The sequence below is a fragment of the Streptomyces sp. NPDC026538 genome (assembly GCF_055567535.1).
This window is the reverse complement of sequence record NZ_JBVHQG010000016.1, coordinates 126420-139275: the sequence shown is the minus strand read 5'-3', so window position 1 is coordinate 139275 and position 12856 is coordinate 126420. Positions and strand designations below refer to the sequence as shown.

Annotated in this window: 15 protein-coding genes; 5 read left to right on the top strand and 10 right to left on the bottom strand. The window is 72.4% G+C overall.

All coding sequences use genetic code 11. The features are described from left to right. Positions 1–41: 41 nt before the first annotated feature. Positions 42–329, top strand: coding sequence for a DUF1905 domain-containing protein (locus tag ACZ4N4_RS42545; RefSeq protein WP_467599333.1), 288 nt, complete (start codon positions 42–44; stop codon positions 327–329). A gap of 104 nt (positions 330–433) precedes the next feature. On the opposite strand, the gene mgrA is transcribed toward ACZ4N4_RS42545, so the two are convergent. Next, a complete protein-coding gene (gene mgrA / locus ACZ4N4_RS42540; protein WP_453577789.1) occupies positions 434–1426 on the bottom strand; it encodes an L-glyceraldehyde 3-phosphate reductase in 993 nt (330 codons plus the stop codon). 110 nt (positions 1427–1536) lie between these two features. On the opposite strand from mgrA, the gene ACZ4N4_RS42535 reads away from it, so the two are divergent. From ACZ4N4_RS42535 to ACZ4N4_RS42525, 3 genes are all read left to right on the top strand, one after another. Further along, positions 1537–2451, top strand: coding sequence for a LysR family transcriptional regulator (locus tag ACZ4N4_RS42535; protein WP_467599329.1), 915 nt, complete (start codon positions 1537–1539; stop codon positions 2449–2451). A 174-nt stretch (positions 2452–2625) separates the two neighbouring features. After that, positions 2626–2895 (top strand): carotenoid oxygenase family protein, encoded by a 270-nt coding sequence (locus tag ACZ4N4_RS42530; RefSeq protein WP_467599483.1) that lies wholly within the window; start codon positions 2626–2628, stop codon positions 2893–2895. Between the two features lie 27 nt (positions 2896–2922). After that, positions 2923–3438 (top strand): mycothiol transferase, encoded by a 516-nt coding sequence (locus ACZ4N4_RS42525; RefSeq protein ID WP_453577784.1) that lies wholly within the window; start codon positions 2923–2925, stop codon positions 3436–3438. Here the strand turns inward: ACZ4N4_RS42525 and ACZ4N4_RS42520 are convergent. From ACZ4N4_RS42520 to ACZ4N4_RS42480, 9 genes are all read right to left on the bottom strand, one after another. Continuing rightward, entirely contained in the window at positions 3420–4490 is a 1071-nt protein-coding gene (locus ACZ4N4_RS42520; RefSeq protein WP_467599326.1) for an adenosine deaminase, read from the bottom strand. The genes ACZ4N4_RS42525 and ACZ4N4_RS42520 overlap by 19 nt on opposite strands. 37 nt (positions 4491–4527) lie before the next feature. Continuing rightward, the gene (locus tag ACZ4N4_RS42515) at positions 4528–4920 is read right to left on the bottom strand and encodes a VOC family protein (protein ID WP_467599323.1); all 393 of its coding nucleotides are present in this window, start codon (positions 4918–4920) and stop codon (positions 4528–4530) included. Positions 4921–5113: 193 nt separating this feature from the next. Next, positions 5114–6043 carry a M56 family metallopeptidase gene (locus ACZ4N4_RS42510; protein WP_467599320.1) on the bottom strand — a complete coding sequence of 310 codons (930 nt, stop codon included), beginning with the start codon at positions 6041–6043 and terminating at the stop codon, positions 5114–5116. Next, entirely contained in the window at positions 6040–6423 is a 384-nt protein-coding gene (locus tag ACZ4N4_RS42505; protein ID WP_453577773.1) for a BlaI/MecI/CopY family transcriptional regulator, read from the bottom strand. Before ACZ4N4_RS42505 ends, ACZ4N4_RS42510 begins: the two co-directional genes overlap by 4 nt. A gap of 361 nt (positions 6424–6784) precedes the next feature. Then, the gene (locus ACZ4N4_RS42500; protein WP_467599317.1) at positions 6785–7690 is read right to left on the bottom strand and encodes an oxidoreductase; all 906 of its coding nucleotides are present in this window, start codon (positions 7688–7690) and stop codon (positions 6785–6787) included. 35 nt (positions 7691–7725) lie between these two features. Beyond that, positions 7726–8436 (bottom strand): chitinase, encoded by a 711-nt coding sequence (locus tag ACZ4N4_RS42495; protein WP_467599314.1) that lies wholly within the window; start codon positions 8434–8436, stop codon positions 7726–7728. Between the two features lie 253 nt (positions 8437–8689). Continuing rightward, complete coding sequence (locus ACZ4N4_RS42490) at positions 8690–10114, bottom strand: aldehyde dehydrogenase family protein (protein ID WP_467599481.1); 1425 nt, start codon at positions 10112–10114, stop codon at positions 8690–8692. Positions 10115–10163: 49 nt separating this feature from the next. Further along, positions 10164–11357 carry an RNA polymerase sigma factor gene (locus ACZ4N4_RS42485; RefSeq protein WP_467599311.1) on the bottom strand — a complete coding sequence of 398 codons (1194 nt, stop codon included), beginning with the start codon at positions 11355–11357 and terminating at the stop codon, positions 10164–10166. Beyond that, a complete protein-coding gene (locus ACZ4N4_RS42480) occupies positions 11357–11707 on the bottom strand; it encodes a YciI family protein (RefSeq protein ID WP_453384180.1) in 351 nt (116 codons plus the stop codon). The genes ACZ4N4_RS42485 and ACZ4N4_RS42480 overlap by 1 nt, the downstream gene beginning before the upstream one ends. Positions 11708–11806: 99 nt before the next feature. On the opposite strand from ACZ4N4_RS42480, the gene ACZ4N4_RS42475 reads away from it, so the two are divergent. Beyond that, positions 11807–12847, top strand: coding sequence for an acyl-CoA dehydrogenase family protein (locus ACZ4N4_RS42475; RefSeq protein ID WP_467599308.1), 1041 nt, complete (start codon positions 11807–11809; stop codon positions 12845–12847). Positions 12848–12856 lie beyond the last annotated feature (9 nt).

Below are 12856 nucleotides of genomic sequence, written 5' to 3'. Positions count from 1 at the left end.
GTCTCCTGTGCAGGAGAGACCACCGCGAGCGGAGGACCACCATGAGTACGACCGCACGGCTGGACGTGGAGTTCACCGCCGTCCTGCGCAGGAGCCCGGAGAAGGGCGGCTGGACCTACGTGGTGTGGCCCGGGTCCGCGGAGTTCTTCGGCACCCGGGGGCTCGTCAAGGTCCGCGGGACGGTGGACGGACATCCGTTCCGGAGTTCCTTCATGGCCCTGGGCGACGGCACCCACGAGCTGCCCGTGAAGGCCGATGTCCGCGCGGCGACCGGCAAGGGTGAGGGGGACGCGGTGTGCGTCCGCCTCACCGAGCGCGTCACCGGTTGACGACGACGCCGTTCACCGATCGCCGACGACGTCGCTCAACGGTCGGCGACGACGTCGAGCGCCAGTCGACGAGGGTGCCGAACACCGTTCGACGACGACGCCGCTCACTGGTTGACGATCGCGTCGATCCGGGCCAGTTCCTCGGCGTCGAAGTCGAGGTTGCCGATGGCGCCGACGCAGTCCTCGACCTGCTGCGGGCTGCTCGCGCCGATCAGCGCGGAGGTCACCCGGCCGCCGCGCAGCACCCAGGACAGGGCGAGCTGGGCCAGGGTCTGGCCGCGGCCCTTGGCGACCTCGTCGAGGGCGCGCAGCTGGGCGACCAGGTCCTCGGTGACCGCGTCCGAGTTCAGGAAGGGGCTGTCGCTCGCGGCCCGGGAACCCTCCGGGATGCCGTCGAGGTAGCGGCCGGTGAGCAGGCCCTGCTCCAGCGGCGAGAAGACGATGGAGCCGACCTGGAGCTCGTCGAGGGCGTCCAGGACGCCCTCGGTCTCCGGGCGGCGGTCGAGCATCGAGTAGCGCGGCTGGTGGATCAGGAGCGGGGTGCCCAGTTCGCCGAGGATCCGGGCGGCCTCGCGGGTCTGCTCCGCCGAGTAGTTGGAGACGCCGACGTAGAGCGCCTTGCCCTGCTGGACCGCGGAGTGCAGGGCGCCCATCGTCTCCTCCAGGGGAGTCTCCGGGTCCGGGCGGTGCGAGTAGAAGATGTCGACGTAGTCCAGGCCCAACCGGTTCAGGGACTGGTCCAGCGACGACAGCAGGTACTTGCGCGAACCCCACTCGCCGTACGGACCGGGCCACATCAGATAGCCGGCCTTGGTGGAGATCACCAGCTCGTCGCGGTACCCCGCGAAGTCCGCCTTCAGCGCCTCGCCGAACGCCGACTCGGCGGCACCGGGCGGCGGGCCGTAGTTGTTGGCCAGGTCGAAGTGGGTGACCCCGAGGTCGAAGGCGCGGCGCAGGATGGCGCGCTGCGTCGTCACGGGCCGGTCGGGCCCGAAGTTGTGCCACAGGCCGAGCGACAGCGCGGGAAGCTTCAGGCCGCTGCGTCCGCTGCGGCGGTACGGCATGTCGGCGTAGCGGTCGGGGTGTGCGGTGTACAACGCGACTCCAGAGGGGTGGGCACAGGATCTACCGGTTCCACTCTTCCCCGAGCCTCCGCAGTGGTCCAACAGGAGAATCCGATGGAATTGTGCGGTTAGGCTTCTCAATCATGGAACTGCGCCACCTTCAGCACTTCGTCGCCGTCGCCGAGGACCAGCACTTCACCCGGGCCGCGGAACGGCTGCTGGTGTCCCAGTCGGGCCTGTCCGCCTCCATCCGGGCCCTGGAGCGGGAACTGCGGGCGCCCCTGTTCGTGCGGACCACCCGCCGGGTGACGCTCACCGAGGCGGGCCGGGCGCTGCTCGGTGAGGCGGAGCGCATCCTCGCACAGGTGCGGTCGGCGCACGAGGCGGTGGCCGCGGTGCAGGGCGTGCTGCGCGGGACGCTGGCGCTGGGCACCGAGCAGTGCATCGCGGGGGTGCATGTGGCGGGGCTGCTCGCCGCCTTCCGGCGCCGGCACCCGGACGTGGAGATCCGGCTGCGGCAGGCCGGTTCGGGCGCGCTCGCCGAGGAGGTGGCGGCGGGCCGGCTGGACCTGGCCTTCGCCTACCGCACCCAGGACGACACCGACCAGCTGCGCTCGGTGGCCCTGACCGGCGAGCCGATGACCGTGCTGTGCCATCCCAGCCACCGGCTGGCCGCGGCCGGCGCGGCGGTGGTCCCCGCGGACCTCGACGGGGAGGTGTTCGTGGACTTCCACCCGGACTGGGGGCCGCGCCGCACGACCGACTCGGCCTTCGCCGCGGCGGGCGTACGGCGCACGGTCGCGCTGGAGGTCAACGACGTGCACAGCCTCCTCGACCTGGTGGACGAGAACCTCGGGATCGCCGTCGTACCCCGGCACTTCCGGCACAAGCGGCCCTCGCTCACCGCGCTCGATCTCAAGGACACCGACGAGGCCGCGTACGAGACCGTCGCCCTGCTGCCGCCCGAGACGGCCACCAGCCCGGCGGCGCGGGCGCTGATCACCCTCCTCGAAACAGAGGGCCTGGCAACACCCCTGGAGGGCGCCCACCCCTCCTGACCTCGGCCTCCCGTCGGCGCAGACTCGTGAGCGTCCCCCACGACGACGGGGCGCAGGGGACATGGCGGAGCACACACGGCCTACGGTGCTGCGCGGCCCGGCGGGCCTGGCGGCGGCGACCGCGCCGGCCGGCCCGACAGGGGCGGCGCCGGCGGCGGCACGCCCGGCGGCCGAATCGACGGAATCGGCTGGTCATCGGTACCCGTTCCGCCAGGGCGCGTTCGCCCCGGTCACCGAGGAACGCACGGCCTTCGTTCGTGCCGCGAACAGGCGGCCCAGGAGGACGACGGTTGCACGCTCGCCTACGTCCACAACCCCGACCGCGGCGCCGCCGACCTGCTGATCCTCGCCGCGCAGGACTGCACCGGCGAGCCGCCGGCCCGGGTGCGGCTGCCGGGCCCGGTGCCGTTGGGGTTCCACGGAAGCCGGATTCCGGACGCATGACGAGCCGTGATGCGCGATCGTGGTCGCATGCATGCAAGGGACATCCTCATCGACGGCTTCGGCCGCATCCAGGAAGAAGTCCACGCCGCCCTCGACGGCCTCGACCCCGGCCTGCTCAACAGGCCCCCGGCTTCCGGCGCCAACTCCATCACCTGGCTGGTCTGGCACCTCACCCGGATCCAGGACGACCATGTGGCCGACGCCTTCGACCTCGACCAGGTGTGGCTGGCCCAGGGCTGGGAGAAACGCTTCGGCCTCGACCTGCCGCCCCGTGACCACGGGTACGGCCACACCCCCGCGGAGGTCGCGAAGGTCACGGTGGACTCCGGCGACCTGCTGACCGGCTACTACGACGCGGTGCACGAGCAGACCCTGGGGGTGCTGCGCGAGCTCCCCGCCAAGGATCTCGAACGGATCGTGGACACTCGCTTCGATCCGCCGGTCACGCTGGGCGTACGGCTGGTGAGCGTCCTGTCCGACGATCTCCAGCACGTCGGACAGGCCGCCTATCTGCGGGGGCTGCTTCAGAGCACGGAGGCGTAACCCGGCAGCACGACGTCCTCGATGAGGGCCGTGCGCTCGTCGAACGGGATGAACGCGCTCTTCAGGGCGTTCACCGTGACCGTGCGCAGGTCCTCGGCCGTCCAGCCGGCCTCCTCGACCAGCAGGGACATCTCCCGGGTCATCGTCGTACCGGACACCAGTCGGTTGTCGGTGTTGAGGGTGACCCGGAAGCCCAGCTCCTTCAGCGCGGTGATCGGGTGTTCGGCGATGGAGGTGGCGCAGCCGGTCTGGAGGTTGGAGGTGGGGCACATCTCCAGGGCGATCCGGCGGTCACGCACCCAGCTCGCGAGCCGGCCGAGCTTGTCGCCGGCGATGTCCTCGGTGATCCGCACGCCGTGTCCGATGCGCTGGGCACCGCACACCTGGATCGCCTGGTGGATGCTGGGCAGGCCGTGCGCCTCACCGGCGTGGATGGTGAAGGGCACGCTCTCGCGGCGCAGGTGCTCGAAGGCGGCAAGGTGGTCGGCGGGCGGGAAGCCGTCCTCGGCGCCGGCGATGTCGAAGCCGACGACTCCGGCGTCCCGGTAGGCGACGGCCAGCGCGGCGGCCTCGCCGACCCGGTCGAACATCCGCATCCCGCAGAGCAGGGTGCCCACCCGGACCGGCGTGCCGGCGGCAGCGGCCTTCGCCATACCGGCGGCAAGCCCCTCCTGCACGCTCTCCACGACCTCGCCCGGCGTGAGCCCGCCCTTGACGTTCAGCTCCGGGGCGTAGCGCACCTCGCCGTACACCACACCGTCCGCGGCGAGGTCGAGCACGTACTCCTCGGCGACGCGCCGCAGCCCCTCCTTGGTCTGCATGACGGCGAGAGTGTGCTCGAAGGTGGCTATGTACCGCACCAGGTCACCGGAGTTGGCGGCCTCGAAGTACCAGGCGGCCAGCTCGTCCGGGTCGGTGGTGGGCAGGGTGTGACCGACCTCGGCCGCGAGCTCGACGAGGGTGGCGGGGCGCAGGCCGCCGTCGAGGTGGTCGTGCAGGACGGCCTTGGGGAGGCGGCGGATCACATCGGCGTCTACGCGCGTAGCAGTCATGGCGGGGATTTCCTCGGCGGGTGATTCGGGGTGGCGGTCAGTCGGTGGGCTGGAGCAGGTCCCAGCGGTTGCCGTACAGGTCCTGGAAGACGGCGACACTGCCGTACGGCTCGTGCCGCGGCTCTTCCAGGAAGGTCACGCCGGCGGCGGTCATCCGGGCGTGGTCGCGGGCGAAGTCGTCGGTGTGCAGGAAGAACCCGACGCGCCCGCCGGTCTGGTCGCCGATCCGGGCGCGCTGTTCGTCGTCCTTGGCGCGGGCGAGCAGCAGTCCGGTGCCGCACCCCTCCGCCCCGGGCTCCACGACGACCCAACGGGAACCGTCCGGCCGCGGCGCGTCCTCGACCAGCCGGAACCCGAGAGCCTCGGTGTAGAAGCGGATCGCCTCGTCGTAGTCGCCGACGACGAGAGTGACCAGGGCGACGCGTCGCATGGGGGCCTTTCGGTGGAGCGGTTAGCGGGAGAGGTTATACGTAAAACGTAACGAACGCCAGTCGCTGCTTGCGAGGGACCGTGACGGGAGCGCCCCGTAAGGGGCGCGGGGCTGAGTCAATATGTGGCTACCGCCGCGTGGGCGCGAGCAGGCCACGGCCCGCACTGTCCGCACTGTCCGCACGGCGCGACGGTTACCGCTCCGCTTCGCCCTGCGCGACCTCCACCCGATGATGGAAGTCGATCATCCCGGTCGCGGACGCGGCACACGACAGCGCGGCGCACGCCGCGAGCAGCACCGCAACCCCGGAACCGGCCCGGCGCCGCCCCCGCGGCGCGGCCAGCAGCGCCGCCACCCGCCGCGGCACCGGCCCCGACGTCGCCCCCGACACGAACGCCGGCCGCTCGATGCCCCCGCCCTGTCCCGCCAGCGCGGCCCGGGCGATCGCACGGGCCGTCAGCCGCCGGTCCCCCACCGCGCGCGCCGCAGCCTCGTCGGCGACCCGCTCCACGGCCAGCCGTACCACGTCCCGGACCTGCCGCAACGCCGGATGGCAGTGCGCAGCGAGCTCCGCCGCGGCCAGGAAGAAGTGGTGGCCGCAGGCGTTGTGCGCCCGTTCGTGCGCGAACAGCGCCTCCCGTTCGGCCCCGTCGAGGCTGCGCAGCATCCCCGTGGTGACGACGATCCGGTGCGGCCGGCCGGGCAGCGCGTACGCGTCCGGACCCGGCGAGTCGACCACGCACAGGTCTCCCGCGACGGGCCCGCGGCCGGCCTCCGCACGGGCCGAACGGAAGGCGCGTGCCTGCCGGAGCACCGATCGCGCGCCGGTCCAGGTGCAGACGGCGAGAGCGCCTACCGAGAGGGCCGCGAGTGGCAGGGCGTAACGGTCGGAGACCGTGTGCAGCGGCCGGACCAGCTCGCCGAGGGCCGCGAAGAACGGCAGCGTGAGCAGGCCGGTCAGGACGAACGCGCCGAGCGCGGCCAGGGTGCACCCCGCGAGGGCGACGGCCGAGACGGTGATCACCCAGAGCGCGGCGGTGGGCGCCAGCCGGTCGAGGGCCCGCCGGGAGAGCGCCGGCAGCGCGAACGGCACCAGCAGCGGCAGGATCAGCAGCGCGGTCATGACGCCCCGGGCTGCTCGCCGCCGTCGAGCAGACTCCGCAGGACACGCTCGTCGTCGGAGCTGAGCTGGGCGACGAAGCGGGCGAGCACGGTCTCCCGGTCGCTGTCACGGTCGAGTTCGCTGTGCATCCGCTTCGCGGTCAGGCCCTGCGCGTCCTGGACGGGGAAATAGGCGAAACCGCGGCCCTGACGGTGCCGGTCGACCACGCCCTTGTCGTGCAGCCGGGTGAGGATCGTCGTCACGGTGGTGCGGGCCAGGTCCGTGCCGAGGCTGCGCTGCACCTGTCCGGGGGTCTGGGGCGCACCGGCGGCCCAGAGGGCGGCCATGACGCTCGCCTCCAGCTCACCGGCGGGCCGGCGTTCGTCCTTCGCGTCGGCCATGGAAGGTCTGTCACCTCTTCTTCGTCCACAGTCCGGCAGACCGTCTACGTCAGTGTAGTCGGACGGGCGGCCGGCACCGTCTGTCCGTCTGTCCGTCTGTCTGCCTATCCGTCCGTCCTGTACGTCCGCCCATTATGGGAGGCGGCGCGGCCGGGGAGGTGCCCCTTTTCTCGTCGGACGACGTACCGGGGCCGACGCCGAGGCACCGCGGGCCGGGCCGGGCGACGGCCCGGGCGGGGACGGCCCGGCGCACGCCTGGTTCCGGATCCTGCCGTACGCGGTCGGGGCGTGACGCGAGGAGCACGGGCCGTGCGGCCGGCGTCCGATGCGGGACGAGGTGCGGGCCGGCTGAGCCGGACCGTCAAACGGCCCTGGTGTGCAGGGCGTTCAGCTCGGTCAGCTCGTCCTCGGTGAACCGGACGGCGCCCGCCGCCACGTTCTCGGCCAGGTGGTCCGGGTTTCCGGTGCCGGGGATGGCGAGGACGTGCGGACCCTGGTGCAGGGTCCAGGCGAGTCGGACCTGGGCGGGGCTGGCGTCATGGGCGCGGGCGACCGCGAGGACGGCGTCGTCGTCGTTCTCGGTGGCGCCGCCCGCCCCGGCCTCGCCGGCGACGGCGAAGAACGGTACGAAGGCGATGCCGCGCTCGCCGCAGAGGCGGACCAGTTCGTCGGTGGCCGCGTCCCGCAGGTCGAGTCCCCAGCGGTTCTGCACGCACACCACGGGGGCGATGGCCAGGGCCTCGTCGAGATGGCGCGGTGTGACGTCGGAGACGCCGAGGTGCCGGACCAGTCCCGCCTCGCGGAGTTCGGCGAGGGCGCCGTAGTGCTCGGCGATCGAGTCCTGGCCCATCCGGCGGAGATTGACGACGTCGAGGTGGTCGCGGCCGAGCTGACGCAGGTTCTCCTCCACCTGCCCGCGCAGCTGGTCGGGGCGGGCGGAGGTGGCCCACTCGCCGGAGTAGTCGCGGAAGGGGCCGACCTTGGTGACGATGACCAGGTCGTCGGGGTAGGGGGCGAGCGCGGTGTTGATGAGTTCGTTGGCGGAGCGCAGTGCGGAGAAGTAGAAGGCGGCCGTGTCGATGTGGTTCACACCGAGTTCCAGGGCCTTGCGCAGTACGGCGACCGAGCGGGTGCGGTCACTCGGTGTGCCACGGTGGAAGGCGACGTTGCCCGTCAACCGCATCGCCCCGAAGCCGAGACGGTGGACGGGCAGATCGCCGAGGCTCCAGGTGCCGGAGGTGTCCGCGGTGATCGTTTCGGAGGTCATCGACGGAGTCTGGCACAGGGCACCCGATGGACGGGTCAGCAGTAGAGGTTGGTGCCCGCCGCGACACCGAGAATCTGTGTGAACTTCTGGTAGGCGCTCACCCGGCTCTGCACCTGTGCGGGGTTCTTGCCGTCGCACTCGAGGGAGCCGTTGATGGAGCGGATGGTCTGGCCGAAGCCGGCGCCGTTGACCATGGCGTTGTGGGGGGTCATCGTGCCGGGGCCGCTCTGGGTGTTCCAGTACCACAGGCCGGTCTTCCAGGCGACGGCCGAGTCGTTCTGCACCAGCCAGGGGTTGTCCAGCAGGTCGATGCCGAGGGCGTCGCCGGCCGCCTTGTAGTTGAAGTTCCAGCTGAGCTGGATGGGGCCGCGGCCGTAGTAGGCGGCCTGTCCGGCCGGGCAGCCGTAGGGCTGGCTCCAGTCGCAGTACGTCGGGTAGTTGGCGGTGTTCTGCTCGACGACGTACACCAGTCCGCCGGTCTCGTGGCTGACGTTGGCGAGGAAGGCGGCGGCCTCCTGCTTCTTGACGGTGTCACTGCCGGTGCTGCCGAAGCCGGGGTAGGCGCTGAGCGCGGCGGTGAGACCGCTGTAGCTGTAGAAGGAATTCCGGTTCGGGAACATCTGGTTGAACTGTGCTTCGCTGACGACGAAGCCGGCGGCGGAGGCTGTGGGGGCCGCCTGGAGCACCAGGGCGGAGCCGCCTATGGCGAGCGAGGTCAGGAGTGCGGCGATACGGCGCCTCGACACGGATCAACTCCTTTGCGGAGCACGGCCGCGCCCCACAGGGGGGAGCGGCCGCGGTGGGGGGTGTGAGGCACACTCAACTGCTTTGGTCTGTACCAGTCAAGGGTGTAGACCAGTCATTCAGGAATGGACCTTCGGTCGACGGCTTCCCCAATTGCTCCCGGAAACAGGCACGTCGGACCTTCGCCGACGCCCGGCATGGCAGCGGTCGGGCCCGGCGGCGTCGCCACGCCGCCGGGCCCGGAGAGCGGGCTGATCAGCTCAGCGGCTTGGCGAGGACCGCCTTGCGGTGACTGAACGTCTCGATGGAGTAGCGGCCGTGGTAGCTGCCCATGCCGCTCTCCCCCACCCCGCCGAACGGCAGCTCGGAGACGGTGAGATGGGCGACCGGGAGGCCGAGGCCGAGCCCGCCGGAGGAGGTCTCGGCGGCAATCCGGTCCCGGGTGTCGCCGGACTCGCTGAAGACGTAGAGCGCGAGGGGCTTGTCGCGGTCGTTGATGAAGCCGATCGCGCCGTCCAGGTCCGGGACGGTGACGATGGGCAGGATCGGGCCGAAGATCTCCTCCCGCATCACCGGAGACCCGGGGTCCACGTCGGCGAGCACGGTGGGCGCGATGTACTTGGCGGCTCGGTCGGTGTCGCCGCCCAGGGCCACCCGGCCCGAGCCGAGCAGTCCGCTGAGCCGGTCGAAGTGGCGCTCGTTGACGATCCGGCCGTACTCGCCGGACTCCTTGGGCTCCGTGCCGTACAGCGCCTGCACGGCCTTGACCAGCTCGGGTTCCAGGGCGGCGGCGGTCTCGGGGTCGGTCAGGACGTAGTCGGGTGCGACACAGGTCTGCCCCGCGTTCAGGAACTTGCCGCGCGCCAGGCGGTCCGCGACCACCGCCAGGTCGACGTCCCGGTCGACGAACGCCGGGGACTTGCCGCCGAGTTCGAGGGCGACCGGGGTGAGGTGCTCGGCGGCGGCGCGCATGACGATCCGGCCCACCGTGCCGTTGCCGGTGTAGAAGATGTGGTCGAAGCGTTCGGCGAGCAGGGCCGTGGTCTCCGGGACACCGCCCTCGACGACGGCGACGGCCTCGGCGTCGAGGTGGGCCGGCAGCAGCCGGGCCAGCGCGGCCGAGGTCGCCGGAGCCAGTTCACTGGGCTTGGCGACGACCGCGTTGCCCGCGGCGAGGGCACCGGCCAGCGGGGCGAGCAGCAGCTGGGCGGGGTAGTTCCACGGGGCGATGACGAGGACGACGCCGAGGGGGTCGTACTGCGTCCAGGCGCTCGCGTCGCCGCCCAGGTGCGCCGGGACCGGGGCGGACTCGGGGCGCAGCCACTCCGCCAGGTGGTCGAGGCTGTGGTCGATCTCCCGGACCGTGAAGTCGATCTCCGTGCGGTAGGCCTCGACGGCGCTCTTGCCCAGGTCGGCGTGGAGGGCGGCGGCCAGCTCGTCGCCGCGCTCCGTGAGCATGGCGCGCAGCCGGCGCAGCTGGTCGGTGCGCCACGCGAGGGGCTTGGTGCGGCCGGTGCGGAAGGTGGCACGCAGCCGCGCGACGACGTCGGCGGGCTGCTCGGGGGTGGACTGGTTCACGGATCCCTCGCTGGTGGTGCGTACGGGCCTGACGGCCCGGCTGGGTGTCGAACACTCGGATGCATAATGCAACCTTTCAGAGGCCGAAGTAAATTCCGCCACCACGGAACCACTTTCCGTCCTGCCCGGCGAACCCTGCCGTGGACATGCCTCAGGCCGCGAGCTCGGCCCGTCGCCGCCGCAGGTACGCCTGTTCGGGGAGCCCGTCGGCGAGTTCGATGGCGGTGTCGTACTCCCGCGCCGCCTCGTCGTCCCGGCCGAGGCGGCGCAGCAGGTCGGCCCGGACGGCGTGCAGGACGTGATAGCGGTCGAGGTCGAGCGCGTCGACCAGGGCGAGGGCCTTGTCCGGCCCCTCGACCTCGGCCACCGCGACCGCCCGGTTCAGCGCCACCACCGGAGAGCGGTCCAGGGCCGTGAGCTGGTCGTACAGCCGCAGGATCTGCCCCCAGTCGGTGGCCTCGGCGGTCCGCGCGTCGCTGTGCACGGCGTTGATCGCGGCCTGGATCTGGTACGGCCCCGGCCGGTCGCGGCGCAGACACCGCCGCACGAGTTCCTGCCCCTCCCCGATCAGCTTCCGGTCCCACAGGCCGCGGTCCTGGTCGGGCAGCGCCACCAGCTCGCCGCCCGCCGGACGCCGGGCGGGCCGCCGGGCCTCGACCAGCAGCATCAGCGCGAGCAGCCCGGCGGCCTCGGGCTCGTCCGGCATCAGCTCGTACAGCAGCCGCCCCAGGCGTACGGCCTCCGCACACAGCGCGGGATCACCGCCGTACCCCTCGTTGAAGATCAGGTACACGACGGCCAGCACACCGCTGAGCCGGTCGGGGAGGTCGGCGTCCTTCGGCACCCGGTAGGGGATGCCCGCGTCGCGGATCTTGGCCTTGGCGCGCACCAGGCGCTGGGCGAGGGTGGGCTCGGGCACCAGGAAGGCGCGGGCGATCTGGGCGGTGCTGAGCCCGCCGAGCAGGCGCAGGGTGAGGGCGACCCTGGCCTGCGGGGCGAGCGCGGGGTGGCAGCAGGTGAAGACCAGCCGGAGCCGTTCGTCGCGCACGGGGCCCTCCTCGGCCGGTGGGTCGGACGCGTACAGCCGGGCGGCCTCCGCGTGCCGGGCGTCCCGGGAGGACTCGCGGCGCAGCCGGTCGAGCGCACGGTTGCGGGCGGTGGTGATGATCCACCCGGCCGGGCTCGGCGGCACCCCGCTCTCCGGCCATCGGTCCAGCGCCGTGGCGAAGGCGTCCTGGACCGCTTCCTCGGCGAGGTCGATGTCGCCGAGGAAGCGGACGAGAACCGAGACCGCGCGCCCGTACTCGGCACGGAAGGCGGCCTCGACGTCGGCGGCGTCCGCCATCAGATCTGGTCCATGAAGGGCCGCACCTCGATCGGCAGCCGGGTGGCCAGGGCGGCCTTGCGTCCCCACTCCAGGGCGGCGTCCAGGTCCGCCGCCCGGATCAGGCTGATCCCGCCGAGGTACTCCTTGCCCTCGGCGTAGGGCCCGTCGGTGACCAGCACGTCACCGTCCTTCGGGCGCAGCATCGTGGCCGTCTCCGGGCCGTGCAGTCCGCCGGAGAAGACCCAGGCGCCGGCCGCGCGCAGCTCGTCGTTGAACACCTCGACATCGCGCATGATCGTGGCCATCTCGTCGGGCGGCGGCGGGGTGCCGTCGGCCGGCTGGACCACGCTGAGCAGGTAGTGCTTCATGACGTTCTCCTCGGTCGTCGTGGGGGTTGCTCGCCTTCTACACGAACGGCGGGCCCCCGGATCGACACCCCGCCCCGGACAGCCGAAAGAATCTTCTCCATGACCATCTCCGCACATCCGCTCGTCGCCCGCGCCCGGGAACTGGCCGATGGCCTCCTCTCCCCCGCCGCGGAGCGCGTCGACCAGGAGGGGGTGCCGGTGAGCCACATCGAGGCGATCAGACGCTCGGGACTGCTCGGCCTGAACGCACCGGTGGCGTACGGCGGCTCGGCGGCGCCCGCGGCCGTCGTACGCGAGACGGCGGAGATCCTGGCCGGGGCGTGCTGCTCGACCTGGTTCGTGCAGACCCAGCACCATACGCCGGTGCTGACCCTGGCCAAGGCCGAACTGCCGGTACGGGAGCGCCTGCTGGGCCCGCTGGCGCGGGGTGAGCTGCTGTCCGGGGTGGCGTACGCGCATCTGCGGTCGTACCCGCGTGTCCCGGTGCGGGTGCGGCGGGAGGGGGGCGGCTGGCGATTCCACGGCACCGTCCCCTGGTACACCGGCTGGGGCCTGAACGACGTGCTGCTGCTCGCCGGGGTGACCGAGGACGACGAGGCCCTGTTCGCCTTCGTCGAGGCACGGGAGCAACCGGGGCTGCGCCCGTCGGAGCCGATGCGGCTGGCCGCGCTCACCGCGTCCCGGACGGTGTCCCTGGACCTGGACGGCCTGCTGGTGGCGGAGGACGCGGTCGCGCTGCGGATGCCGTACGAGGAGTGGGCGGCGACGGACCGCCCGAAGTCCCGCAACGCCAACCCGGCCGTCTTCGGGATCACGGCGGCGGCCCTGGCCCTGGTGGACGAGGAGTACGCGGCTCCGCTGCGGGCCCGTACCGACGATCTCCGCCGCCGGGCCTACGCGCTCGCGGACCATCCGGTGCCGCAGGAACACGCCAAGGAGCGGCTGGCGCTGCGGGCCGAGGCGTTCACGCTGATGCGTACGGCGACCACGGCGGCCGTGGTGACGGGCGGCGGCCGGGCGATGTCCGTCACCGCCCGCGCCCAGCGCCTGGCGCGGGAGGCCCTGTTCCTCCTGGTCCAGGGCCAGACCGCCGCATCACGCACGGCCCATCTGGAGCAGCTCGCGGAGCGTCCCCGCTGAGACCGCTCG